A 24004-nucleotide genomic window follows, 5' to 3' on the forward strand; every position below is an offset into this window, starting at 1 on the left:
GCCCCGGCATCACATGCCATCACGGCAGGACGGGCGTAGTGTCCTCATATGCGTGATGCTCGGTGTGGTCGGCGTCGAGCAGCCCTGCCGGAGCCGGAGTTCTGATGGACGCCGCGATGGCCGCCGTAGTACGGGAGAGCGGTGCGTTCGGAGGGCTGTTGTACGTGCTGCCGCCGGCCGGCAACGCCCTGTGGCAGGTCCTGGTGGCGGGCGTACCCCAGGAGATCGCCGCTCCGTGGCGGCGCGTCGCGCTGACCGATCCGATGCCGGTGGCGGACGCCGTCCGCGAGCGGCGCCTGGTATGGGTCGGCGGCCGGGAGGACATGGCGCGCCGGTATCCTCGGCCGGCGCTGGTCCTGCCGTACGACTTCGCGCTGGCGGCCACCCCGCTCGCTTCGGGCACCACCGTCCGGGGCGGACTGGTGCTGCTGTGGTCCGGGGCCCATCCGGAGCGGCTGAGCCCCGAGGAGCGCGACGTCATCCAGGAGGGCTGTCGCCAGCTGGGCGGGATCCTGCAGCAGGCGGCGGACCGCGGCGACCCGCTGCTGCCCGCGGACCGGCCGCGGACCCTGCCGCCGCCGGCCGGGCGCACTCCCTCCCCCGCCGAGGCGACCGCGGTGTCGGCCTTCGTCGACCGCCTGCCGGGCGGGTCCTGCGCGCTGGACCTGCACGGACGCATCACCTTCATCACCCCGGCCGGGGCCGACCTGGTCGGTGCCGATCGAACCGACCTGGTGGGTGCCCTGCCGTGGGAGGCGCTGCCGTGGATGGACGTACCCCATGTCGAGGACCGTTACCGGGCCGCGCTGGTCAGCCGCCGGCCGCAGAACTTCAGCGTCCTGCGTCCCCCGGACACCTGGCTGTCCTTCGCGCTGTACCCGGACGCCACCGGCATCAGCGTCCGCATCACCCCCGGCGGCCCGGCCGAGGACGTTCCCCCGGTGCCGTCCGTGCCGGCCGCGGGCCCCAGCCGCGCCACCGTTCTGTACCACCTGATGCACCTGGCCTCCACCCTGACCGAGGCCGTCGGTGTGCAGGACGTGGTCGAGCAGACCGCCGACCAGTTGCTGCCCGCTCTGGGAGCGCAGGCCATGGTGCTGATGACCGCCGAGGGCGGCCGCCTCAAAATCCTCGGCCACCGCGGTTACCGCGCCGAACTCATGGACCGGTTCGACGCCGTTCCGCTCAGCTCTGACATCCCCGGCGCCAACGTCCTGGCCCGCGGTGTCCCGGACTTCTTCGCGTCCTTCGCCGAGCTGCGGCACGCCTACCCCACCACCGTGCACGAGGACGGTATGGCCGCGTGGGCGGTCCTGCCGTTGATCGCGTCCGGTCGGCCGATCGGCTCCCTCCTGCTCGCCTACGAACGGCCGCACGTCTTCCCGCCCGGCGAACGGGCCGCGCTCACCTCACTGGCCGGCCTGGTCGGGCAGGCCCTGGACCGTGCCCGTCTCTACGACGCCAAACACCACCTCGCACACCGCCTGCAGTCCGCTCTGCTCCCGCACACCCTCCCCCACGTGCCCGGCCTGCGGGTCGCCGCCCGCTATCTTCCGGCGGCCCGGGGCCTGGGGATCGGTGGTGACTTCTACGACCTCATCCGTCTCGACGAGCACACGGCCAGCGCCACCATCGGCGACGTACAGGGCCACAACGTGGACGCCGCCGCGCTGATGGGGCAGGTCCGCACCGCCGTGCATGCCCACGCCACCGTGGGGGCGAGCCCCGATGACGTCCTGGCCCGCACCAACCGCCTGCTCACCGACCTGGACCCCGGCCTCTTCACCAGCTGCGTCTACGTCCACCTCGACCTCGCCACGCACCGCGTCTGTCTGTCCTCCGCCGGTCACCCGCCACCGCTGGTGCGCCATGCCGGCGGACGCGTCGAACTCCTCCAGGTGCCGCCCGGCCTCCTGCTCGGCATCGAGCCGGACGCCCAGTACTCGGTGCTGGAATGCGACCTGCCGCCCGGCAGCGTGCTCGCCCTCTACACCGACGGACTCGTCGAAGCCCCCGGAGTCGACCTCGACGACGCCACCGCGGCCCTCGCCGGGCTTCTCGAACAGGCCGATCCCACCGACCTCGACGCGATGGCCGACACCCTCATCCGGCACGCCCCCAGCCCCGGCGACGACATCGCCCTGCTCCTCCTCAGTACCCGTGCATGACGCATGGGGCACTCCCGTGACCAACAGATCGTTTACCCAGGCAAGTAGGACTGACGCCGGCCGGCACAGGCCGGCAGCGGAGGAGAAGAACCTCGATGAAGCACCAGAAGGTGTGCGATCTGATGAGCGACGCCGTGGTCCGCGTCCAGCGCGGCACACCGTTCAAGGAGATCGCCCACCTGCTGCAGGAGTACGACATCACAGCGGTGCCCGTCGTGGACGAGGAGAACCGTCCCGTGGGAGTGGTGTCCGAGGCGGACCTCCTGCAGAAGATGTGGGGTGGAGACCACGGCCGTTCCCCGGAGGACGCGGAGGGGTCCCGGCCGGTCGGCGGCAAGGCGTCCGCCACGGACGCCGACGGGCTCATGACCTCGCCCGCGGTCTGCGCGCGGGAGAGCTGGAGCGTCGTGGACGCCGCCCGGGTGATGGCCCGGCACGGCATCAAGCGGCTCCTGGTCGTCGACGAGGGAGGGCGGCTGATCGGGGTCGTCAGCAGAAGCGACCTGCTGCGGGTCTTCCTCCGCAAGGACCGGGCGATCCGTACCGAGATCATCGAGGAGGCACTGGTCGGGTCCCTCGGTCTGGCTCCCTCGTCGATGCAGGTGGATGTGACACACGGCCATGTCGTCCTCAGCGGCCGGCTCCCGGGCGACGTGTCCGTTTCCGTGCTGGAAGAGCTCTGCCGGCGCGTCGACGGTGTCGTCGCCGTGGAGTTCAGACCGGCGGGAGAGGCCGGTGTCGAGGGCGCGGCCTCCGTCGGCCTCTGACCGGTCGCGCGGCTCCCTCGTGCGGCGGCATGCCCGCCCGTGCCCGCCTGCGCGGGTGGGTGGAGGCGGGCACGGGCGGGCGGGACCGGGTGTGGTCAGCCCCCGGTCGAGTCCTTCACCCGGGATGCCTTCGCCGACGACTCGGGCACCGCGGCCGGGGCGGGCGAGGGCCGGCCCTCGCCGAGTCCGAACCGTCCGTGGAACTTCCGCGGGAAGCCGGGCGCGTACAGGCCGAGCAGCCGCAAGACGGTCGGGTACGAGTACGCCGCGGACGGCGACCGCGTCGATGAGGATGGCCGGCCCGCTGCCCAGACCGATCTCCGCCCCCGTGCGAAGGCCCCGGTGGCCTGGAGGTCCAGGTCACCGGGGCCGTACGCGTGGGTGTCAGACGCCGGCCGTCTCCGGCTCGCGGGCAGGCTCCGGAGGCTCGGTGGTGTCACCGAGCTCCTTGTGGAGCTTCTCGCCCTCGACGTCGACGTTCGGGAGCAGGCGGTCCAGCCACTTGGGCAGCCACCACGCCTTGGTGCCGAGCAGGGCCAGCACGGCGGGCACGATGGCCATGCGGACCACGAAGGCGTCGAAGAGGACGGCGATCGCGAGGCCGAAGCCCATCATCTTGATCATGTTGTCGTCCTCCATGATGAAGCCGGAGAAGACGCTGATCATGATGATCGCGGCCGCCGCGACGACCCGGCCGCCGTGGGTGAAGCCGGTGGTGACGGACTCGGCGGCGGACGATCCGTGGACGTATGCCTCGCGCATGCGCGTCACGAGGAAGACCTCGTAGTCCATGGCCAGGCCGAAGACCACGCCGATCATGAAGATGGGCATCATCGACATGATCGGGCCCGGCTGGGCCACACCGAGGAGGTCGGCGAGCCAGCCCCACTGGAAGACCGCGACCACCGCGCCGAGCGCCGCGGCCACCGAGAGCAGGAAGCCAAGGGCCGCCTTCAGCGGGACGAGGATCGAACGGAAGACCAGCATCAGGAGCAGGAAGGCGAGGCCGACGACCAGGGCCAGGTACGGGATGAGCGCGTCGTCCAGGGTCTGCGAGAAGTCGATCGTCATCGCGGTCGCGCCGGTGACCAGCATGGTCGCGCCGGTCTCGGCCTCGATGTCACCGGACAGCGAGCGGATGTCCCTCACCAGCGACTCGGTGTCCGCCTCGCTCGGCCCCGTCTTGGGCACGACCGTGAGGAGGGCGGTGTCGCCCGCCTCGTTGAAGTTGGCCGGAGTGACGGCGGCGGCCTCGCCCAGGCCGGTGATCTCCTTGCCGACGGTGTCGGCGGCGGCCTTCGCGTCGTCCGCGCCCCGGGTGTCGACGGTGACCGTCAACGGGCCGTTGAACCCGGCACCGAAGGACTCGGACAGCATGTCGTAGGCCTTGCGCTGCGTGGTCTCGGGCGCGGAGCTGCCCTCGTCGGGCAGCCCCAGCTCCATGCTCGCGGCCGGCACGGCGACGACGCCGAGGCCGAGCACCGCGGTCAGCAGCACGGTCACCGGACGCCGCAGCACGAACTGCGCCCAGCGGGTGCCGAGCTTCGGCTTGGCGGACGCGGCCCGCTGTGCCGCGGGCGCCTTGCGGTCCTTGCGGCTGAGCGCCTTCTTGCCGGCGAAGCCGAGCAGTGCCGGGGTGAGGGTGAGGGCGATCAGCACGGCGATGCCGACCGTGGCCGCTGCGGCCAGGCCCATCTTGGTGAGGATCGGGATGTTGACCACCGCGAGGCCGGCCAGAGCCACGATGACGGTGAGTCCGGCGAAGACGACGGCGGACCCGGCGGTGCCGGTCGCGCGTCCCGCGGCATCCTCCGGGGTGCGTCCCTCGGCGATCTCCGCGCGGTAGCGGGAGACGATGAAGAGGGCGTAGTCGATGGCGACCGCGAGGCCGATCATCATGGCGAGGGTCGAGGTCGTGGCGGAGAGTTCCAGCGTGCTGCCGAGCGCCCCGATGGCGGAGATGCCGATGCCGACACCGATGATGGCCGAGAGCAGCGGCATGCCGGCCGCGACGAGTGAGCCGAAGGTCAGCAGGAGGACGATCGCGGCGACCCCGATGCCGATCAACTCGGCGGTGCCGCCCATCTCCTGCTCGGCCATGACCGCGTCGCCGCCGGTCTCGACGGTGAAGCCGTCGCTGCGCGCCCCGTCGGTGGCGGCGGTGAGCGAGTCACGTGCCTGGTCGGTCAGCTCCATGGCGTTGACCTTGTACGTCACCGAGGCGTACGCGGTCGTACCGTCCTGGCTGACGGCGTCCGCCTTGAACGGGTCGGCGACCGAGGAGACCTGCGGGCCGTCGCCGAGGGCCGTCACCAGTTCCCCGACCTTGGCCTTGCCGGCCGGGTCCGAGATCTTGCCGCCGTCGGGGGCGCGGATCACGACGCGTGCGGTGGCGCCCTCGGCACTGGCGGCCGGGAAGCGCTCGTCGAGGAGGTCGAATGCCTTCTGGGACTCGGTGCCGGGCATCGAGAAGGAGTCTTCGGGCGGGGCGGGCGCCGTGGACGCGGCGACGCCGGCGCCCACGAGTATGGCCACCCAGAGCAGGGCGACGAGGCCGCGGCGCCGGAACGCGCGTCGGCCGAGTCGGTAGAGGAACGTAGCCACCTGGGACCAATCCGTCGGATTTCGGGCAGGACGAAAACCCGGCACATGGGGGGAAGGCAGAGACGCTGACCGGGGTACGGTTCCATGCTCGCCCGGCGTCTCCCGCATTTGATCCGACCCTGGGGCTGGACTGACGTACTGCATCGGGTGTAGTGCGGCCCCGTGCCCCTCTCCCCCGGGTGTAGATCGCGGCGATGGGTGTACGCCGCACTTCGTTGCTGCGGGCAGCCGATGCCGCGCACCACCCGGGAGGGCACCGTCGGTCCCGGCAACGTCGGCTGCGTGGTCGCCGACGCCACATGAGGCGGGTGACTCCACCGAGTACGTCGGCCCGGGGGGGAATGCGCTCCCTGCCCCGCGATCGCGGGGAGGGGAGCGGGCATCCAGAGGACGACCACACCCCCGGACGGACCTGCTGCTCCGCAGCCCGACATCGCCCGGGTCCTCTTCGAGGACCACGCCGACGGCTTGGACGACGCCCTGTGCCCGTGGGCGCCCGACCCGCACCACTGGACGGTACGGCCGGACGAACGGGGGCGGTGGGTCGCCGACTTCCGGGCGTCCGAGCCCCGCCCGGTGCCGGCGCTCGCCATCGGACGGGTCACCTGGCCCTCGGCTACTGGTGGACGCCGCGCTCCGCCACTGCTTCCCGGCCCCGGCGCCGTAGGAGCAGGCGGAGATCTTCTGGCCGGGCACCGACATCGAGGACATCGGCCCGCCCGCGCACAAGGAGGCCTTCGCCCGCCATGGCCCAGCGTTGCGCCGACGCCGCGAGGAGTACACCCAGCACACTTCCCGCGCCGGCCAAGCGCGCTCCACCCGGCCGTCGAGCGCCGTGAACGGGCGCCTCGGCTCATCCCGTCGCGGGGTTCCCGGCGGGCCGGACCATGGCACCGGCCAGCGCCCGGAAGGTCTCCTCGGGGTCGCTCCCGCTCAGCAGGCCGTCGAGGTTGCGGGAGAGCAGCAGCGTCGCGAAGCCGTGGGCCATCGACCAGGCCGCCATGAAGCCGAGGGCCGGATCGTCGCCGTGGCCCTCCACGGCCGTGCGAAGCCGGGTCCGCGTCCGCTCGCGCGCGGCGAGGAGCTCCGGGTCGTCCGTGCGCAGCAGTTCCGGCCGGAACATGACCTGGAAGTGCGCCGGATGCGCGGTGGCGAAACGCACGTACCGGACGCCCAGGTCACGCAGGTCCTCCGCCTCGCCGAGTGCGGCGGCCAGAAGGCCGTGCCCCTCGGCCGCGATGGCCGTGAGAAGGCCCGTGCGGTCCTTGAAGTGATGTGCGGGCGCGGCGTGGGAGACGCCCGCCCGGCGGGCCAGGTCCCGCAGGGACAGGGCGGCCGGTCCGTCGGTGGCGATCACGTCGAGAGCCGCGGTGAGCACGGCCCGTCGCAGGTCTCCGTGATGATAGGCGCGTTCTGCGGTCATGAGAGCAGGCTAGCGCAATCTAGTCATTGACAAGACCGCACGTCGACCAGCAATCTAGTCGGCGTCAAGATACGGGCTCGCGGAACGAGGGACGCCATGGATATGGGTATCGACGCCGGACGCGTGCGGCAGATGTGGCACCTCCTGGAGCCGCTGCACGCCGTCGTCTACTACGCGCCGGAGGTCTTCGAGGAGACCCGGTCGCTCGGTTACGACACCGACGAGCGCTGGCCGAGCTACTTCCCTTGCGGGCGGCGCCCCTCGGGGCGCCGGAGACCCGTCTGGTGGCATCGGCGTTCTACAGCTTCAGCCCGCGCATGGTGGCCGAGCACATCCCGGCCGCCTGGCACGTCGCCGCACCGGACAAGGTGCTCGCCGCCCGGGCGCGCGGCGTCGACCGGGCGTACACCGCGCTCATCGGGGACCGCACGGGCAGTCCCGATCTCTCCGAGGCCGCCGCGCTCGCCCGCCGGGCTGCGGAGGGCGCGCCCACCGGAGGCCGGCCGCTCGCCGCCGCCAATGCCGGCCTGCCGTGGCCGCAGGAACCGCATCTCGTGCTGTGGCAGGCCGCGACGATCCTGCGCGAGCACCGCGGCGACGGTCATCTCGCCGCTCTGCTGACCGCGGACCTCGACCCCGTGGAGGCGCTGGTGTCCTTCGCGGCGATCGGCGCGGCGCCGGCCGGCGTCTTCGCGAGCCGCGGCTGGAGCGAGCACGAGTGGGCGGCGGCCCGCGAGCGACTCTCCGTGCGAGGCCTGCTGGCGGCGGACGGCACCGCGACCGACGCGGGCCGCGCCCTGCGCGCCGAGGTCGAGCGCCGTACCGACGAACTGGCCGCCGCTCCCTGGCGGGCGCTCGGTACCGAGGACACCGCGCGGCTCGCCGAACTCCTCGGCCCGGTCTGGCTGGACGTGCTGGGCTCCGGCTTGCTGCCCCGCGAGAACACCCTCGGCATCGGCAAGGTCTGACCGGGGGCGGCGAGAAGGGGCGGGGCGGCCGGGTTCGAACCGGCGTCCTCCGAGATGCTGTCGCGGCGCACTACCTCTGTGCTACGACCCCGCCTTGCCGATGATCATACGGAACGCCTCCGCGTTCCGGCGGGCGTCACACCCGCTGGGTCTGCTCCGCACCCACGGGCTCCGCGGCCATGCCCCCCATCACGACGCGCGACCGGCTGTGCAACCGCAGCGAGGCGACGACGAAGACGATCGCGACCAGGGTCATCGCCGCGCCCGCCCAGGCGGTGGCGGCGTAGCCGAGGCCCGCGTCGATGACCGTGCCGCCGAGCCAAGGGCCGCCGGTGTTGCCCAGGTTGAACGCGGCGGTCGTCGTCGCGCCGGCGAGGGTGGGCGCGGCGCCCGCGACATTGAACATGCGGGCGTTGAGCGCCGGCGCCGTGTAGAAGGCCGAGACGCCGAGGAGCAGGGAGAGGGCGATCACGGCGGCGGGGCTCGACGCGAACAGCGCCAGCGCGGCCAACAGCACGGTCGAAGCGGTGATGCCGGAGAGCAGTACGCCGAACAGGTGGGCGTCCGCGATCCGGCCGCCGATCGTCGTGCCGATCAGGGCGCCGAGGCCGAACAGGGCCAGCACGGTCGGCACCCAGCCGTCCGCCAGCCCGGCCACGTCGGTCAGCAGCGGCGCGAGATACGAGAAGGCACAGAACACGCCGCCTGCGGCGAGTGCGGTCACCACGATGGACAGCCACACCTGGCGGTCGCGGTAGATCGCCAGCTCACCCTTGAGCCGGGGCCGCTGCTCGGGGAGGGGGATGTGCGGGATCAGGGTCACCACACCCACGAGCGCGACGGCGGACGCCGCGCCCACCGCCCAGAACGCGGACCGCCAGCCCAGGTGCTCACCGAGGAAGGCGCCCACCGGGACACCGAGGACGTTGGCGATGGACAGTCCGCCGATCATCACGGCCATCGCCCGGGCCCGTGCGGTCTTCGGCACCATCGCGATGGCGACGGCGGCGCCCACCGCCCAGAATCCGGCGCACGCCAGCGCGCTCACGACACGCGAGACGAAGAGGATCTCGTACGTCGTCGCCAGCGCACCCGCCACCTGGCCGAGGCCGAACACCGAGATCAGCGCGACCAGCGTGATCTTCCGTGGCAGCCGCAGGGTCGCGACCGCGAGCAGGGGCGCGCCGACCACCATGCCGATCGCGAAGGCCGATATCAGCAGCCCGGCTTGGGGTATCGACACGTCCATGTCGTCGGCGATGGGCGGCAGCAGCCCGGAGAGCATGAACTCGCTCGTGCCGAGGGCGAATACGGACAGGCCGAGGATGTATACGGCGAGCGGCATGCGGGATGCCGGGGGCCGTGCGGAAGAGTCGGGCATGACAGGTGTCAACGGTGCCCTTGATCCCACCATTCCCACCCGCAGGTGCCGTCTCACGATGCGGCGGACCGTGGTGGCCGGGACCATTGTCAGTGGTGGGAGGCAGGAACCCACTGGATCCGGCTCCCGGGCAGGCATGACGGAGCCCGGCGCCACTCCGCCGGGAGGCGCGTACCGATGTCGAGGGCCGAGGCGAAGGCGAAGGTGAGGGCGGGGCCGCGTCGCCGGTGGAGGGTGGTCCGCTGACGGGGATGAGGGTGGTGGTCACCGGCGCGACGACCGGAAAACCGGAGAAGCTCTCGCGCAACCCGCGTCGCCGGTCTCCCGGAGTGAGCCGAGCGCGGGTGGTGGCCCACGCCGTCCGAAGAATCCTATGGGATCTGCTCGGTACCGCGAGCATCTTGACCAGTCCATCACACCTGCCTCACCATCAGAGACGGCTTGATCCTATGTGATTCCAGTCTCCCGGCACTCCAGTGGGGATACGACCAATGGCAGCGGCGCGCATCACCGACCTCGACGTGATCGACATCCGTTTCCCCACCTCACGCGAGCTCGACGGCTCCGACGCGATGAACCCCGACCCCGACTACTCGGCCGCGTACGTGATCCTGCGGACCGACGCGGGTGACGGGCTGGAGGGCCACGCCTTCACGTTCACCATCGGGCGCGGCAACGACGTGCAGGCCGCGGCGACAGCCGCCCTGCGCGACCACGTCCTGGGCCTGTCCGCCGAAGCGGTGTGCGCCGACCCCGGGTCGGTGGGCCGGGCCCTGACCGGCGACAGCCAACTGCGCTGGCTCGGCCCGGAGAAGGGCGTGATGCACATGGCGATCGGGGCCGTGGTCAACGCGGTGTGGGACCTGGCGGCCAAGCGGGCGGGCAGACCGCTGTGGAAGCTGCTCTCCGACGCCGAACCGGAATGGCTCGCGGACCAGGTGGACTTCCGCTACATCGAGGACGCCCTCACCCGCGAGGAGGCCGTGGCGCTGCTCCGGCAGGGCAAGGCCGGTGCCGTCGAGCGCGAGGCCCGCCTTCTGACGAACGGCTACCCGGCGTACACCACCTCCCCCGGCTGGCTCGGTTACTCCGACGAGAAGCTGGTCCGGCTCGCCGAGCAGGCGGTCGCCGAAGGCTTCACGCAGATCAAGCTGAAGGTCGGCGCCGATCTCGCCGACGACGTCCGCAGGCTGCGCGCGGCGCGCGCGGCCGTCGGCCCCGACGTCCGGATCGCCGTCGACGCCAATCAGCGCTGGAACGTCGCGGAGGCCGTCGAGTGGACCAACGCGCTGGCCGACCAGGCCCCGTACTGGGTCGAGGAGCCCACCAGCCCCGACGACATCCTCGGGCACGCGGCCGTACGCAGGGGGGTCGCCCCGGTCAGGGTCGCCACCGGTGAGCACGTCCAGAATCGCATCGTGTTCAAGCAACTCCTGCAGGCCGAGGCGATCGACGTGCTGCAGATCGACGCGACACGGGTGGGCGGCGTCAACGAGAACCTGGCGATCCTGCTCCTCGCCGCCAAGTACGGGGTCCCGGTCTGCCCGCACGCCGGTGGCGTCGGCCTGTGCGAGTTGGTGCGCCATCTGTCGATGTTCGACTACGTGGCGCTGAGTGGGACGACCGAGGACCGTGTGATCGAGTACGTGGACCACCTGCACGAGCACTTCAAGGACCCCGTCGCCGTCGCGAACGGGCACTACGAGGCGCCCACGACACCCGGCTTCTCCTCGGAGATGCACGCCGCGTCGATCGCCGCCCATCGGTATCCGGACGGTTCCTTCTGGGTCACCGAAGCCACCGGCCTCACGCAACGGCGGAAGGGTACGAACCGATGAGCGAACTGTCCGGGCTCAAAGCCCTGGTGACCGGCGGCGCGTCCGGTATCGGCAGGGCCACCGCCGCCCTGCTGGCCGCCCGCGGCGCCGACGTCGCCGTGCTGGACGTCGCCCCGCCGGCCGCCGGCGAACGCCTGCGCGGTTACCTCGCGGACGTGTCCGACGACGCGTCCGTGCGGTCCGCCGTCACCACCGCCGCCGAAGACCTGGGCGGCGTCGACATCCTGGTCAACAACGCCGGCATCGGCGCGGTGGGCACGGTCGGGGACAACGACGACGCCGAGTGGCACCGGGTCCTCGACGTGAACGTCCTCGGCATGGTCCGCACCACCCGCGCGGCACTGACCCACCTGCGGGCCTCCGAACACGCCGCCGTCGTCAACACCTGTTCGATCGCCGCCACGGCCGGCCTGCCCCAGCGCGCCCTGTACAGCGCGAGCAAGGGCGCGGTGCTGTCCCTGACGCTGGCCATGGCGGCGGACCACCTCCGGGAGGGCATCCGCGTCAACTGCGTCAGCCCCGGTACGGCGGACACCCCCTGGATCGGCCGCCTCCTCGACCGGGCCGCGGACTCGGTCGCCGAGCGGGAGGCGCTCGACGCCCGGCAGCCCATGGGCAGGCTGGTCACGGCGGAGGAGGTCGCGGCGGCCATCGTGTACCTGGCGAGCCCGGCCGCCGCCTCGGTCACGGGCACCGCGCTCGCCGTGGACGGCGGAATGCAGGGGCTGCGGTTGCGCCCGGAGGCACGGTGACGCGGCCGGACCCCAGCGGTGCGTGCCCGCCGCTGCCCGGCCGCGCCCTCGGCCGGAGTGACGTCCGCGTCACCGCCCTCGGTTTCGGCGGCGCGGCCGTCGCCGGTCTCTACGAGGACGTGGGCGAGGAGGAGGCCACGGCCGCCGTGGACGCCGCCTGGGCGGCGGGCGTCCGCTACTTCGACACCGCCCCGCACTACGGCCTCGGTCTGTCGGAACGCAGACTGGGCGAGGCTCTCAGGGGCAGGCCGCGGGATGACTTCACCCTGTCCACCAAGGTGGGCCGGGTACTCGTGCCCCACGACGGCGGCGGGGACGACCTCGCCCACGGCTTCGCCGTTCCCGCCACCCACCGGCGGCGGTGGGACTTCAGCGCCGACGGGGTGCGCCGCTCACTGGAGGACAGCCTCACCCGCCTCGGACTCGCCCGCGTCGACCTGGTCCTGCTGCACGATCCCGACGACCACGAGGAGCAGGTGTTCCGGGAGGCCTACCCGGCGCTGGAGGACCTGCGGTCGCAAGGGGTCGTACGGGCGATCGGCGCGGGAATGAACCAGACCCGGATGCTGACGCGCTTCCTGAACGACACGGACGTCGACGCCGTGCTGTGCGCGGGGCGCTACACCCTCCTGGAACAGGGCGCGTTGGACGCCCTGCTGCCCGCCGCGGAGGCGGCCGGCAAAAGCGTGGTCGTCGGCGGCGTGTTCAACTCCGGGCTGCTGGCCGATCCGTCGCCGGGTGTCACGTACGACTACGCGGCCGCTCCCGCCGGCCTCCTGCGCCGGGCCGTGCGGATGCGCGAGGTCACCGAGGCGTGGGGAGTGCCGTTGCGTGCGGCCGCGCTGCGCTTTCCCTTCGGGCATCCGGCGGTCGCTTCCGTCCTCGTCGGTGCGCGGTCGGCCGCCCAGGTGCGCGACGCGACCGGGCAGTTCCACCGGCCCCTGCCCGACGCGGTGTGGGAGGGGCTGCGGACGCGGGGCCTGCTGCCCGGTGAGGTACCGGTGCCGTCCGGCAGCGAGTCCTGAGTCTCGTCCGCACGCGCCAGCACGGTCGGGGCAACGGGAACCGGTGTGCTGTCAGCCGGGTCCGAACCGGCCCAGCCGGCGTTCCAGGCTGCGGGCGAGGTGGTCCGCCATCGCCTCGGCCGCGCGTTCGGGCCTGCGGCGCAGGATCGCGCGGACCACGCGCTCGTGCTCCGCGAGGGTCGGGGCACCCTCACTCTGGAGACTGCTGAGGCGGAAGATGTGCAGATGGGAGTGGAGCCGCTCCACCGCGTCCGCGAGCAGGGGCCGGCGGGCGGCCTCGGCGATCGCGTCGTGGAAGCGCTGGTCCAGGACGGCGAAGTCCCGGTAGGCCGCGTACGGCCCGGCTGGGCCGGGGTGGGCCTGCATGTCCTCCAGGATGGCCTCGACGGCGCCCAGTTGGGACTCGTCGGCGTGGCGGGCGGCCAGGGCGGCGGCTCGCGGTTCCAGGAGCAGCCGCATCTCGAAGAGCTCCTCCACTCCCTGCCGGGTCAGCAACTCGGTGGCCCGGTACCCGGACAGGGATCGCTTGACGACGAGACCGTCGGACTCCAGCCGCGCCAGGGCCTCGCGCACAGGGGTCGGTGAGACGTTGAGCGTGCGGGCCAGGGCCTCGATGCCGACGCGGGCACCAGGGGCGATCTCATGGTCCATGACCATGGCCTTGACGTCCTCGTAGACGCTGTCGGACAGTACCTGCCGGACCGGCGCCGAGGACGGCCCCTGCGCACCGGCCGCGTCGTCGGAGACGGACGGGTCGTGTGCCGGCATCCGGGTCTCCTCAGTGCGCTGTGCGTTACGGCGGGCGCCAGTTCAACGAGGTGGGGCGGCCGCTTCGAGGTCGGCGACGGTGCCCGACATGATCGTCCGCACCTGCTCGGTGATGAGGTCGGCCGGCCAGTCCCACCAGGCAACCGCGAGCAGCCGGGCGACGTCCTCGTCGTTGTAGCGAGTGCGGATGAGCCGGGCGGGGTTGCCGCCGACGATCCCGTAGTCGGGCACGTCCTGGGTGACCACGGAGCCCGCGCCGATGATCGCCCCGTGTCCGATCCGTACGCCGGGCAGGACCGTCGCGCCGTGGCCGAACCAGACGTCGTTCCCCACGACCGTGTCGCCCCGGTTCGGCAGGCCGGTGAGCAGGTCGAAGTGCTCGGACCAGGAGCCGCCCATGGTGGGGAACGGGAAGGTGGAGGGGCCGTCCATGCGGTGGTTGGCGCCGTTCATGATGAACCGCGTGCCCGTCCCCAGCGCGCAGAACCTGCCGATGACGAGCCTCTCCGGCCCGTAGTGGTAGAGCACGTTGCGCGTCTCGAACGCCGTCGCGTCGTCCGGGTCGTCGTAGTAGGAGTACTCCCCCACCTCGATCAGCGGGGAGGTCACCAGCGGCTTGAGGAGCACCACCCTCGGCTGCCCGGGCATCGGATGGAGCACCGTGTGGTCTGCGGGCACGGACATGTCGGGCTGCTCCTCGGGGTCGGCGTGCGGTGACTCGGCCCATGATCGCCGCCGACGTGGCTCGCGGGATACCGATTTCTTGGAGTGTGCGTTCGTACGCTTCCGATGGTAGGCAACCCCGGCGATCCTGAGTGTACGTTCGTACGCTTCGAGGTACGATCGCGCCCATGCCGACGGATCACTTCGCGCAGGACCCCCGATCGAATCTCGAACGCATGCTTGCGGGCGACCTCTACGTCGCCGACGACCCCGAGATCGCCCGCAGGCAGCAGCAGGCCGTGCGGCTCGCCGCCCGCTACCAGGCCGCGTACGCGGAGGACGCGGAAGCCGCGCGGCCGCTCCTGGCGGAACTGCTCGGCTCCTTGGGCGCCGAGGCCCACGTGCGGCCACCGCTGTACGTCGACTACGGCAGCAACGTCACGATCGGCGCGCGCACCTTCGTCAACTACAACCTGACCGCGCTGGACGTCGCGGCGATCACCATCGGCGAGGACTGCCAGATCGGGCCGGGCGTCCAGCTGCTCACCCCCACGCATCCCCTTGAGGCCGGGCCCCGGCGGGACAAGCTGGAGGCCGCCCGGCCCATCACCATCGGCGACAACGTCTGGCTGGGCGGGGGCGCCGTCGTCCTCCCCGGTGTGACCATCGGCGACAACGCCGTCATCGGCGCCGGAGCCGTCGTCACGAAGGACGTAGCCGCGAACGTCGTCGCCGTCGGCAACCCCGCCCGCCCGGTGCGGAAGGTGTAGGCCCGCTCCCATGGCAACCGGACACACCGATCCGCAGCGGCGCGAGCGCATCATCGCCGCCACGCTCGACCTGATCGCCGAGGAGGGCATCGCGCGCGTCTCCCACCGGAAGATCGCCACGCGTGCCGGGGTCCCCCTGGGCTCGATGACGTACCACTTCAGCGGCATCGAGGAGCTGCTTCGGGAGGCGTTCGGCCGGTTCACCGACCACATCGTCGCCGTCTTCGACGCCCACCTCGGCGCGGCGGCCGACCGCGACCAGGCCCGGGCGGCGGTCGCCGACCTCGTACACGAACTGTCCGAGGGGAGTCAGCGGGACCTGGTGCTCACCCAGGAGCTGTACACCCTCGCCGCGCGGCAGCCGGCCTACCGGGAGCTCACCCACGAGTGGATGCGCCGCAGTCGCGTCCACCTGGAGAAGCACTTCGACCCGGACACGGCCCGCCAGCTCGACGCCGTCATCGAGGGTCTGACCCTGCACCGCGCGCTGGCCCGTGAACCCCACGGACGTGCCCTCACCGCGGAGGCCATCTCCCGCGTCACGACCACGGACCGGCGCGTCTCCTAAGGGGGTGTCGTTCGGATCAGGCCGGCTCGGGCAACGGTGCCTCGCCGCCGACCCGAGCGGGGTCCGGTGCGTGCGGCTGCAAGGCGGAGGAGGGCGCCAGGGCGAAGCCCTGGCAACCGACGACAACGCCGCTGGGGGCATCTCCCACGCCCTTCAGGCAGTGGGGAGCGCGTGCCGGGCCCCGCGATCCCGGCAAGATCCGAACGACACCCCCTGGCCGCCCGTGCGGCACGGGCCTGACCTCTGTGCCGCGGGAGCATCCCCGTTCAGCAGACGCCGTCGCCCGGCTTGGGGTTGCCCAGGCCGAACAGGGGACGCAGCTTGAGCCCCACCCACGTGCCGGCCAGCGCGAAGGCGCCCCACAGCCAGCCGCTGAGGCTGCCCGAGGCGATGCCCGCCAGATAGGCGCCGATGTTGCAGCCGCCGGCCAGGCGGGCGCCGATGCCCATCAGCACGCCGCCGAGCACCGCAGCGAGCGCCGTGCGCCAGGGGATGCGCCGGTGCAGGGCCCAGGTGCCACCGGCCGACGCGGCGACCGCGGCGCCGATCATGATGCCGATGTCGGTGAGGCTGGTCTTGTCGGCGAGCACCGGGCCCGCCAGCATCTCGGCGTTGCCGGGCCGCTGCCACCACGTCCAGTTCGCCGGGTGCCCGCCGAGCGCGCCCACGAGTTCGGAGCCCCACAGGCTGAAGGCGCTCGTGACGCCCCAGGCACCGCCGGAGACCCACAGCACGCCCGCCCCGAGCACGGCCAGCGCGAGGGCACCGGCGGCGAGCGGCCAGGAGCCGCGGACGGCGCGGACCGCCGCACCGCGCGCCGAGGGCACCGCCCCGAGGGGCGGCGGGTTCCGGCGGGCCTGGACGCGCCGCGTGACCAGCACCACCAGCAGCAGCGCGGCGATGGTCACGGCCCAGGAGCCGAACCAGCCGACATGGTCGGACAGGACGACGGGCTCCCAGGCCGGCAGATCCTTCCACAGGTCGAACTGCCAGGCGGCGAGCGTGGCGCCCGCTATGAAGCCGCCGAGGGTCAGCATCACCGACCCCTGTCCCGAGCCGACCGCGAAGAAGGTGCCCGAGGCGCAGGCGCCGCCGAGTTGCATGCCGATCGCGAAGAGCGCCGAGCCGGCGAACAGACCGACCCCGATGGTCCCGGCGGACGGGGCCGGCTGGGAGCCGAACAGCCCGGTGCCCGTGCCGATGAGCAGCGCGAACAGGGTGGCCGTGGTGCCGAGCAGCAGGGTGTGCGCCCGCAGCCCGGCGCCGTTGCCGACGGCGACCAGCTGCCGCCACGCGGAGGTGAAGCCGAACCGGGAGTGGAAGAGGGCGACGCCCAGACCGAGACCGAGCAGCACCAGCACGCCCGGCTTGGCGCCGTGCGCGGACCACACGTACGCGGTCAGGGCCGCCGCGAGCAGCCCGGACACCGCGAGTGGCGTCCGGCGCACCGGGGGCAGGGGCGGCGCCTCGGGCCGTGCCGAGGAGGTGGGCGAGGGGGCGAACAGGGCGGCGGGCGGGCGCGGCGGCGCGGCCGGGGCCGGCCCGGCCGGGGGCGCGGTGGTCACGGAAGATCTCCGGTGTGGTGCACGGGGACGGCGGGCGAGGGCACTGGCGTACCGGCGGCGCGGTTCACGCGGCCGGTACGGGGCTCAGCGGCGACAGAGGCCGTCGTCGACGCACCACGCCGAGTTCGCGAAGAGCGCGAGGCACAGCAGCGGAGCCGATGCATACATGCGTGCGAATATACGGAGTGGGTCGCTCCGGATGCCAGGCCGTCTCGCCATGCGGATACCGACGTGGACGGCGGACGAGCCGAAGCCCCCGCCGCGCGGCCCTTCGCGTCCCGCGAGTCACCCCGTGGGGCATACGTGAGGCCCCGAAGCAGGGGACTGCCTCGGGGCCTCACAGCGAACGGCGTGGCTAGAGCGTCCGCTCCAGACGGTCCGCCACCAGCTTCACGAACCGGGCCGGCTCCTTCGGCCGGCCCCCCTCACCGAGTACCGCCAGGGCGTGCAGCAGTTCGGCGGTCTCGGTCAGTTCCGTCCGGTCCCGCTGTTCCGCGTGCGCCCGGTTCAGGGCCTTCACGAGTTGGTGCTCCGGATTGAGTTCGAGGATCCGCTTGGCGTGGGGCACCTCCTGGCCCATGGCCCGGTACATGTTCTCCAGGGCGGGCGTGAGCTCGTTCGCGTCGGATACGACACAGGCCGGGGAGACCGTGAGGCGGGAGGAGAGGCGGACCTCCTTGACGTCCTCGCCCAGGTGCTCCGTCATCCAGCCGAGCAGCCCGGCGTACTCCTCGCTCTGCGCGTCCTTCTCGGCGTCGCTCTTGTCGTCCTCGGTGCCACCGAGGTCGATCTCGCCCTTGGCCACCGAACGCAGCGGCTTGCCCTCGTACTCCCCCACCGCGTCGACCCAGACCTCGTCCACGGCGTCGGTCAGCAGCAGCACCTCGACACCCTTGGCCCGGAACGCCTCCATGTGCGGGGAGTCCTCGATGGCCTGCCGGGACTCGCCCGTCATGAAGTAGATGTCGTCCTGGCCGTCCTTCATCCGCTCCACGTAGCTCTTCAGCGTGGTCGGCTCGTCGGCGTCGTGCGTGCTCGCGAACGAACAGGCGGCGAGGATCGCGTCCCGGTTGCCGGAGTCGGTCACCAGGCCTTCCTTCAGGACGGCGCCGAACTCCCGCCAGAAGGTGGCGTAGCGGTCCGGCGCGGAGGTCATCAGGTCCTTGACCGTGCCCAGCACCTTCTTGGTCAGGCGGCGCTGGATCATACGGATGTGGCGGTCCTGCTGGAGGATCTCGCGGGAGACGTTGAGCGAGAGGTCCTGCGCGTCGACGACGCCCTTGACGAAGCGGAGGTACGGCTGCAGCAGTTCCTCGCAGTCGTCCATGATGAAGACGCGCTTCACGTAGAGCTGCACCCCGCGCTGGTAGCCCTGGGTGAACAGGTCGTGCGGAGCGTGCGAGGGCACGAAGAGCAGTGCCTGGTACTCGAAGGTGCCCTCGGCCTGGAGCCGGATCGTCTCCAGCGGTTCGCGCCAGTCGTGCGCGATGTGCTTGTACAGCTCGTGGTATTCGTCGTCGGACACCTCGTCGCGCGGGCGGGCCCACAGTGCCTTCATCGAGTTGAGCGTCTCGGCCTCGCGCGCCTCGGCGCCGTCCTCGGCCGGCTCCGGCAGCAGGCGGATCGGCCACGTGATGAAGTCCGAGTACCGCTTGACGATCTCCTTGATCTTCCACTCGGAGGTGTAGTCGTGGAGCTGGTTCTCGGCGTCCGCGGGCTTGAGGTGGAGGGTGACGGAGGTCCCCTGCGGCGCCTCGGCGACCGTCTCCAGGGTGTACGTGCCCTCGCCGCGCGACGTCCAGCGGGTGCCCTCGGTCTCACCGGCACGCCGGGTCACCAGGGTGACCTCGTCCGCCACCATGAAGCCCGAGTAGAAACCGACGCCGAACTGGCCGATGAGCCCGTCGGCCCCGGCGGCGTCCTTGGCCTCGCGCAGCTCCTCCAGGAACTTGGCCGTGCCCGAGTTGGCGATGGTGCCGATGAGGCGCGTGACCTCTTCGTACGACATCCCGATGCCGTTGTCCCGCACGGTGAGGGTGCGGGCCTTTTTGTCGACGCCGAGTTCGATGTGGAGGTCGGTCACGTCGGCGTCGGGAGCGTCGTCCCGCAGGGCGGCCAGGCGCAGCTTGTCCAGCGCGTCGGAGGCGTTGGAGACGAGCTCGCGCAGGAAGACATCCTTGTTCGAGTAGACGGAGTGAATCATCAGCTGCAGGAGCTGACGCGCCTCTACCTGGAACTCAAACGTTTCGGTCGTCATGGCTGGTGAGTACCTCACAGGTCCGCGGTCTTCTGGACTGGCGGAAGTCACTCTAGAACAGCCCGGGTTCCCATCGGCGCCGGTCGGCCGTCCTCCAGCGGGGCTGCCTCCGCCGGCCAGTCCGTCAGCGCCTCCGGCGGGTTCAGCCGCAGCGCCCTCTCGTCGTTGCCCGTCTCGGACGGCACCTCGACGGTGACGACGACGCAGTGGCGGCCGGTGCCCGTGCCGAAGAGCCCTTCCGCGTCGAGGCGGGCCATGGCCGTCTCCATCGCCCGCAGTCTCAGGTCGAACTCGGCCTCCCACTCTCCGTCGGGCAGGTCGAAGAGTTCCCCCGTTCCCCCCGCGCCTCGAAGAGGGGCCGCACCGGCTCCATATGGCGTTCGCCGTAGCCGCAGAGCGGGGAGTCGGCGTAGGACCACTTGCTGTCCAGCGGCGCGCATGGCCTGGCGTGCCGACTCCTCGGCCAGGGCCTGGACGGGCCACGCGGACAGCACCGGCCCGTAGGCCTCGCCGGGGGTGACGTGACGAGGGGGCAGGAGTAGAAGCGGTGGTCGGGATGGTCGCGGAACAGGTCCGGGAGGGCGGCGCGGGCCGCGCGGTGGACGGCGTCGGGGGAGGCCGGTCTCGGCCGGTGCACGGCATCGGCTCCCGGTGCGCGCGGGGACGGAAAGGGCCCGGTGAGCATATCGACGGGCACCGACAGCGCTCACTGCAGTCGGGGGACCGGGCCACTTGGGTGGCCGGCCTCCGCCAAGGCGGGCGCAAGAAGTTCCGTCAACAACGTTGACGCAAAGTCAGGGCGCATGCACATTACTTAAAAGTAGAACCGGCCGGTAACCCGCGGTCGCGCCCTCGCTCGACTCCCCTGCCCGCGCCCCGAGAAGAGAGACCACATGCCGAAGCACGCCTTGCGTCGTGTCATGACCGCGTCAGTCGCCCTCGCCGGCACACTGGCTCTCGGTCTCACCGACGCCACCGCGCACGCCACCCCCTCCTCCCTGGACTACGTCGCTCTCGGCGACAGCTACAGCGCCGGCTCGGGCGTCCTGCCCGTCGATCTCACCAACCTGCTCTGCCTGCGCTCCACGGCGAACTACCCGCACGTCATCGCCTCCGCCACGGGCGCCCGCCTCAAGGACGTCACCTGCGGCGCCGCACAGACCTCCCACTTCACCAAGGCGCAGTACCCGGGCGTCGCGCCGCAGGTGAACGCGCTCAGCACCGGCACGGACCTGGTCACGCTGACCATCGGCGGCAACGACAACAACACGTTCATCAACGCCATCACGGCGTGCGGCTCCGCCGGCGTCCTCAGCGGCGGGAAGGGCAGCCCCTGCAAGGACAGACACGGCACGTCCTTCGTGGACCAGATCGAGAACAACACCTACCCCGCGCTCAAGGCCGCGCTGCGCACCGTCCGCGACAAGGCCCCCAACGCCCGGGTGGCGGCCCTGGGTTACCCGTGGATCACACCGGCCACCGCCGACCCCTCCTGCTTCGCGAAGCTGCCGGTCGCCGCCGGTGACGTGCCCTACCTGCGGGACATCCAGACGCGCCTCAACGCCGTCGTCGAGCGGGCCGCCGAGGAGACCGGTGCCACGTATGTGGACTTCTCCCGGGTGTCCGAGGGCCACGACGCCTGCGAGGCCCCCGGAACCCGGTGGATCGAACCGCTGCTCTTCGGTCACAGCCTGGTCCCCGTGCACCCCAACGCCCTCGGGGAGCGGCGCATGGCCGAGCACACCATGAGCGCGCTGGGCCTGAGCTGACCCTCACCTCCCCACGTACGCTGGCTCCGTGCCGTCCCCCCGCCTGCGTCGTGTCGCCGTCCTCGTGCTCGAAGGTGCCAAGCCTCTCGATGTCGGTATTCCGGCGCAGGTGTTCACCACGCGCGCGAGCATGCCGTACGAGGTGCGGGTGTGCGGCGCGGCGCCCGGCCTCGTGACCGGCGGTGACGGCCTGTCGTACCACGTGGCACACGGCCTCGACGCGCTGGCCCGGGCCGACGTGGTCTTCCTGCCCGGTTACCGGTCCCCCGACCTCGACGATCCGCCGCGGACCGTCGTCGACGCGCTGACGGCGGCCCACGGACGGGGCGCGCGGCTCGCCGCCATCTCCACCGGCGCCTTCGCGCTCGCCGCCACGGGCCTGCTCGACGGCAGGCGCGCCACGACGCACTGGCACTACACGCGGGCACTCGCGGCGAAGCACCCTCTCGTGCGGGTCGACGAGAACGTGCTGTTCGTGGACGAGGGCAGCGTGCTGACGTCCGCCGGCGCCGCCTCGGGCATCGACCTGTGCCTGCACATCCTGCGCGGCGACCTCGGGGTGGCCGCGTCGAACCACGCCGCCCGGCGCCTCGTCGCCGCCCCCTACCGCAGCGGGGGTCAGGCCCAGTACGTGCCGCGCAGCGTGCCGGAGCCGCTGGGCGAGCGGTTCGCCGCCACCCGCGAGTGGGCGCTGCGCCGGCTCGGCGAACCACTGACCCTGGAGGCCCTCGCCCGGCATGCGGCGGTGTCGGCGCGCACGTTCTCCCGGCGCTTCGTCGACGACACGGGGTACACGCCGATGCAGTGGGTCATGCGCACCCGTATCGACATGGCCCGTGAGCTGCTCGAACGCTCGGAGCGCAGCGTCGAGCAGATCGCCGCCGACGTCGGCCTCGGCACCGGTGCGAACCTGCGGCTGCACTTCCGGCGCATCCTGGGCACCACACCGAGCGAGTACCGGCGCACCTTCGCCCAGGGCGTGTAGCCCGCCACCACCGCCTCACGTTCCTGGCGCGATCCTTGCGAACCGTGGCACTCACGCCGCTGCCGTCGGCGGACGCCGCGCGGGAGTCTGGTGGCGGACCGCACGGCGCACCCGAAGGGACACCACTCATGACTCGCATCGGCATCAACGGTTTCGGCCGCATCGGACGCAACGTGCTGCGCGCCCTGCTCGAACGCGACAGCAAGCTCGAGGTCGTCGCCGTCAACGACCTCACGGAGCCCGCCACCCTCGCACGGCTGCTGGCCTACGACTCGACGGCGGGCCGGCTCGGCCGCCCGGTGACCGTCGACGGCGACACCCTCGTCGTCGACGGCCACCGCATCAAGGTGCTCGCCGAGCGCGAGCCGGCGCGGCTGCCCTGGGCCGAGCTCGGCGTCGAGCTCGTGCTGGAGGCCACCGGCCGCTTCACCTCGGCCGGCGCCGCCCGCGCCCACCTCACCGCGGGCGCGAGGAAGGTCCTGGTCAGCGCACCGTCGGACGGCGCCGACGTCACCCTCGCGTACGGCGTGAACACCGCCGCGTACGACCCGGCCGCGCACACGATCGTCTCGAACGCGTCCTGCACGACCAACGCGCTCGCGCCGCTGGCCGCGGTCCTCGACGAGCTGGCCGGTATCGAGCACGGCTTCATGACGACGGTGCACGCCTACACACAGGAGCAGAACCTCCAGGACGGTCCGCACCGCGACCCCCGCCGCGCCCGCGCCGCCGGGGTCAACATCGTGCCGACCACGACGGGCGCCGCCAAGGCGATCGGCCTGGTGCTGCCGAACCTCGACGGCAAGCTGTCGGGCGACTCGATCCGGGTGCCGGTGCCGGTGGGTTCGATCGTCGAACTGAACACGACCGTCGTCCGTGACGTGACGCGGGACGACGTGCTGGCCGCCTACCGCGCCGCCGCCGAGGGGCCCCTCGCGGGCGTGCTGGAATACTCGGACGACCCCCTGGTCTCCTCGGACATCACGGGCAACCCGGCCTCGTCGATCTTCGACTCGGCCCTGACCCGCGTCGACGGCCGCCACGTCAAGGTGGTCGCCTGGTACGACAACGAGTGGGGCTTCTCGAACCGTGTGATCGACACGCTCGGACTGCTCGCCACACGCTGAAAGCACGGCCGGTGCGACATCACGGGGGCTCGCACGTCACAATGGTGCGATGAGCAATTCCAAGGTTTACTTCGACATCGACATCGCCGGCCAGGATGCGGGCCGCATCGTCTTCGAGCTCTTCGAGGACGTCACCCCCAAGACCGCCAAGAACTTCCTCGAGCTGGCCACCGGCGAGCACGGCTTCGGCTACGCGGGTTCCCCGTTCCACCGCGTGATCCCGCAGTTCATGCTCCAGGGCGGTGACTTCACCCGGGGCGACGGCACCGGCGGCAAGAGCATCTACGGCGAGAAGTTCGCGGACGAGAACTTCCAGCTGAAGCACACCGAGCCCTACCTGCTCTCCATGGCGAACGCGGGCCCGAACACCAACGGCTCGCAGTTCTTCGTCACCACGGTCCCCACGCCCTGGCTGGACGGCAAGCACGTCGTCTTCGGCAAGGTCGTCGAGGGCACGGACGTGGTCGACAAGATCGAGGGCTACGGCTCCTCCCCGGCCGGCCGCACCTCCGCCAAGATCACGGTGCGGGAGTCCGGCAAGATCTGAGGGCTGATCGGCCGCACCAGGACCTGAACCGAAGGGGGCCCACCGCACACCGTGCGGTG

At 72.0% G+C, this 24004-nt stretch carries 21 protein-coding genes, 1 tRNA gene and 1 pseudogene; 12 read left to right on the forward strand and 11 right to left on the reverse strand.

Annotation, left to right across the window (positions count from 1 at the left end; genetic code table 11):
• Positions 1–104: 104 nt before the first annotated feature.
• A complete protein-coding gene (locus ACIQ1J_RS22830; protein WP_403559312.1) occupies positions 105–2168 on the forward strand; it encodes a SpoIIE family protein phosphatase in 2064 nt (687 codons plus the stop codon).
• A 95-nt stretch (positions 2169–2263) separates the two neighbouring features.
• On the forward strand, positions 2264–2935 hold the full coding sequence (locus ACIQ1J_RS22835) for a CBS domain-containing protein (RefSeq protein ID WP_403559315.1): 672 nt from the start codon (positions 2264–2266) through the stop codon (positions 2933–2935).
• A 95-nt stretch (positions 2936–3030) separates the two neighbouring features.
• Here ACIQ1J_RS22835 and ACIQ1J_RS22840 read toward each other — a convergent pair whose 3' ends face one another.
• The 3 genes from ACIQ1J_RS22840 to ACIQ1J_RS22850 form a co-directional block, all read right to left on the reverse strand.
• A complete protein-coding gene (locus tag ACIQ1J_RS22840) occupies positions 3031–3180 on the reverse strand; it encodes a hypothetical protein (protein ID WP_403559319.1) in 150 nt (49 codons plus the stop codon).
• A gap of 139 nt (positions 3181–3319) precedes the next feature.
• Positions 3320–5539, reverse strand: coding sequence for an MMPL family transporter (locus ACIQ1J_RS22845; RefSeq protein ID WP_403559322.1), 2220 nt, complete (start codon positions 5537–5539; stop codon positions 3320–3322).
• A gap of 853 nt (positions 5540–6392) precedes the next feature.
• On the reverse strand, positions 6393–6962 hold the full coding sequence (locus ACIQ1J_RS22850) for a TetR/AcrR family transcriptional regulator (protein WP_403559325.1): 570 nt from the start codon (positions 6960–6962) through the stop codon (positions 6393–6395).
• A 102-nt stretch (positions 6963–7064) separates the two neighbouring features.
• Here ACIQ1J_RS22850 and ACIQ1J_RS22855 point away from each other — a divergent pair.
• A pseudogene (locus ACIQ1J_RS22855) lies at positions 7065–7930 on the forward strand (hypothetical protein).
• Positions 7931–7948: 18 nt separating this feature from the next.
• Here ACIQ1J_RS22855 and ACIQ1J_RS22860 read toward each other — a convergent pair.
• Both ACIQ1J_RS22860 and ACIQ1J_RS22865 read right to left on the reverse strand, forming a co-directional pair.
• Positions 7949–8023: transfer RNA gene (locus tag ACIQ1J_RS22860), tRNA-Leu, on the reverse strand.
• Positions 8024–8066: 43 nt separating this feature from the next.
• On the reverse strand, positions 8067–9275 hold the full coding sequence (locus ACIQ1J_RS22865; RefSeq protein ID WP_403559698.1) for a Cmx/CmrA family chloramphenicol efflux MFS transporter: 1209 nt from the start codon (positions 9273–9275) through the stop codon (positions 8067–8069).
• A gap of 527 nt (positions 9276–9802) precedes the next feature.
• Here ACIQ1J_RS22865 and ACIQ1J_RS22870 point away from each other — a divergent pair.
• Genes ACIQ1J_RS22870 through ACIQ1J_RS22880 form a run of 3 tightly spaced genes read left to right on the forward strand, consistent with a single transcriptional unit; the run spans position 9803 to position 12926 of the window.
• A complete protein-coding gene (locus tag ACIQ1J_RS22870; RefSeq protein ID WP_403559327.1) occupies positions 9803–11149 on the forward strand; it encodes an enolase C-terminal domain-like protein in 1347 nt (448 codons plus the stop codon).
• Positions 11146–11901, forward strand: a complete 756-nt coding sequence (locus tag ACIQ1J_RS22875) for an SDR family NAD(P)-dependent oxidoreductase (RefSeq protein ID WP_403559330.1) — start codon at positions 11146–11148, stop codon at positions 11899–11901. Before ACIQ1J_RS22870 ends, ACIQ1J_RS22875 begins: the two co-directional genes overlap by 4 nt.
• Entirely contained in the window at positions 11898–12926 is a 1029-nt protein-coding gene (locus ACIQ1J_RS22880; RefSeq protein ID WP_403559333.1) for an aldo/keto reductase, read from the forward strand. The genes ACIQ1J_RS22875 and ACIQ1J_RS22880 overlap by 4 nt, the downstream gene beginning before the upstream one ends.
• Positions 12927–12977: 51 nt before the next feature.
• On the opposite strand, the gene ACIQ1J_RS22885 is transcribed toward ACIQ1J_RS22880, so the two are convergent.
• Positions 12978–13694 (reverse strand): GntR family transcriptional regulator, encoded by a 717-nt coding sequence (locus tag ACIQ1J_RS22885; protein ID WP_403559335.1) that lies wholly within the window; start codon positions 13692–13694, stop codon positions 12978–12980.
• Positions 13695–13736: 42 nt separating this feature from the next.
• A complete protein-coding gene (locus ACIQ1J_RS22890) occupies positions 13737–14378 on the reverse strand; it encodes a CatB-related O-acetyltransferase (protein ID WP_403559338.1) in 642 nt (213 codons plus the stop codon).
• 167 nt (positions 14379–14545) lie between these two features.
• On the opposite strand from ACIQ1J_RS22890, the gene ACIQ1J_RS22895 reads away from it, so the two are divergent.
• Positions 14546–15127, forward strand: a complete 582-nt coding sequence (locus ACIQ1J_RS22895; protein WP_403559340.1) for a sugar O-acetyltransferase — start codon at positions 14546–14548, stop codon at positions 15125–15127.
• Positions 15128–15137: 10 nt separating this feature from the next.
• Entirely contained in the window at positions 15138–15695 is a 558-nt protein-coding gene (locus tag ACIQ1J_RS22900; protein ID WP_403559343.1) for a TetR/AcrR family transcriptional regulator, read from the forward strand.
• A 266-nt stretch (positions 15696–15961) separates the two neighbouring features.
• Here the strand turns inward: ACIQ1J_RS22900 and ACIQ1J_RS22905 are convergent, their stop codons facing one another.
• The 4 genes from ACIQ1J_RS22905 to ACIQ1J_RS22920 all read right to left on the reverse strand — a co-directional run bounded on the left by ACIQ1J_RS22905 (position 15962) and on the right by ACIQ1J_RS22920 (position 20202).
• Complete coding sequence (locus tag ACIQ1J_RS22905; RefSeq protein ID WP_403559346.1) at positions 15962–17260, reverse strand: YeeE/YedE family protein; 1299 nt, start codon at positions 17258–17260, stop codon at positions 15962–15964.
• 355 nt (positions 17261–17615) lie between these two features.
• Positions 17616–19517, reverse strand: a complete 1902-nt coding sequence (gene htpG / locus ACIQ1J_RS22910) for a molecular chaperone HtpG (protein ID WP_403559349.1) — start codon at positions 19515–19517, stop codon at positions 17616–17618.
• Positions 19518–19564: 47 nt separating this feature from the next.
• A complete protein-coding gene (locus ACIQ1J_RS22915; RefSeq protein ID WP_403559352.1) occupies positions 19565–19786 on the reverse strand; it encodes a DUF4303 domain-containing protein in 222 nt (73 codons plus the stop codon).
• 11 nt (positions 19787–19797) lie between these two features.
• Positions 19798–20202, reverse strand: coding sequence for a DUF4303 domain-containing protein (locus ACIQ1J_RS22920; RefSeq protein WP_403559701.1), 405 nt, complete (start codon positions 20200–20202; stop codon positions 19798–19800).
• A gap of 208 nt (positions 20203–20410) precedes the next feature.
• Between ACIQ1J_RS22920 and ACIQ1J_RS22925 the strand changes: the two genes are divergently transcribed.
• The 4 genes from ACIQ1J_RS22925 (at position 20411) to ACIQ1J_RS22940 (ending at position 23945) form a co-directional block, all read left to right on the forward strand.
• Positions 20411–21286, forward strand: a complete 876-nt coding sequence (locus ACIQ1J_RS22925) for an SGNH/GDSL hydrolase family protein (protein WP_403559355.1) — start codon at positions 20411–20413, stop codon at positions 21284–21286.
• Between the two features lie 28 nt (positions 21287–21314).
• Positions 21315–22271, forward strand: coding sequence for a GlxA family transcriptional regulator (locus tag ACIQ1J_RS22930; protein ID WP_403559358.1), 957 nt, complete (start codon positions 21315–21317; stop codon positions 22269–22271).
• A 128-nt stretch (positions 22272–22399) separates the two neighbouring features.
• Positions 22400–23398 (forward strand): type I glyceraldehyde-3-phosphate dehydrogenase, encoded by a 999-nt coding sequence (gene gap, locus ACIQ1J_RS22935; protein WP_403559361.1) that lies wholly within the window; start codon positions 22400–22402, stop codon positions 23396–23398.
• 49 nt (positions 23399–23447) lie between these two features.
• Positions 23448–23945, forward strand: coding sequence for a peptidylprolyl isomerase (locus ACIQ1J_RS22940; protein ID WP_403559363.1), 498 nt, complete (start codon positions 23448–23450; stop codon positions 23943–23945).
• Positions 23946–24004 lie beyond the last annotated feature (59 nt).

It is taken from the genome of Streptomyces sp. NPDC097107, assembly GCF_044762405.1.
GTDB lineage: Bacteria > Actinomycetota > Actinomycetes > Streptomycetales > Streptomycetaceae > Streptomyces > Streptomyces thinghirensis.

Excerpts from the sequence above, each read along its gene's own strand:
- ACIQ1J_RS22830 (WP_403559312.1), top strand. The coding sequence starts at position 105 with ATGGACGCCGCGATGGCCGCCGTAGTACGGGAGAGCGGTGCGTTCGGA.
- ACIQ1J_RS22835 (WP_403559315.1), top strand. The coding sequence starts at position 2,264 with ATGAAGCACCAGAAGGTGTGCGATCTGATGAGCGACGCCGTGGTCCGC.
- ACIQ1J_RS22850 (WP_403559325.1), bottom strand. The coding sequence starts at position 6,962 with ATGACCGCAGAACGCGCCTATCATCACGGAGACCTGCGACGGGCCGTG.
- ACIQ1J_RS22865 (WP_403559698.1), bottom strand. The coding sequence starts at position 9,275 with ATGCCGCTCGCCGTATACATCCTCGGCCTGTCCGTATTCGCCCTCGGC.
- ACIQ1J_RS22870 (WP_403559327.1), top strand. The coding sequence starts at position 9,803 with ATGGCAGCGGCGCGCATCACCGACCTCGACGTGATCGACATCCGTTTC.
- ACIQ1J_RS22875 (WP_403559330.1), top strand. The coding sequence starts at position 11,146 with ATGAGCGAACTGTCCGGGCTCAAAGCCCTGGTGACCGGCGGCGCGTCC.
- ACIQ1J_RS22885 (WP_403559335.1), bottom strand. The coding sequence starts at position 13,694 with ATGCCGGCACACGACCCGTCCGTCTCCGACGACGCGGCCGGTGCGCAG.
- ACIQ1J_RS22890 (WP_403559338.1), bottom strand. The coding sequence starts at position 14,378 with ATGTCCGTGCCCGCAGACCACACGGTGCTCCATCCGATGCCCGGGCAG.
- ACIQ1J_RS22895 (WP_403559340.1), top strand. The coding sequence starts at position 14,546 with ATGCCGACGGATCACTTCGCGCAGGACCCCCGATCGAATCTCGAACGC.
- ACIQ1J_RS22900 (WP_403559343.1), top strand. The coding sequence starts at position 15,138 with ATGGCAACCGGACACACCGATCCGCAGCGGCGCGAGCGCATCATCGCC.
- htpG (WP_403559349.1), bottom strand. The coding sequence starts at position 19,517 with ATGACGACCGAAACGTTTGAGTTCCAGGTAGAGGCGCGTCAGCTCCTG.
- ACIQ1J_RS22915 (WP_403559352.1), bottom strand. The coding sequence starts at position 19,786 with ATGGAGACGGCCATGGCCCGCCTCGACGCGGAAGGGCTCTTCGGCACG.
- ACIQ1J_RS22920 (WP_403559701.1), bottom strand. The coding sequence starts at position 20,202 with ATGCTCACCGGGCCCTTTCCGTCCCCGCGCGCACCGGGAGCCGATGCC.
- ACIQ1J_RS22925 (WP_403559355.1), top strand. The coding sequence starts at position 20,411 with ATGCCGAAGCACGCCTTGCGTCGTGTCATGACCGCGTCAGTCGCCCTC.
- gap (WP_403559361.1), top strand. The coding sequence starts at position 22,400 with ATGACTCGCATCGGCATCAACGGTTTCGGCCGCATCGGACGCAACGTG.
- ACIQ1J_RS22940 (WP_403559363.1), top strand. The coding sequence starts at position 23,448 with ATGAGCAATTCCAAGGTTTACTTCGACATCGACATCGCCGGCCAGGAT.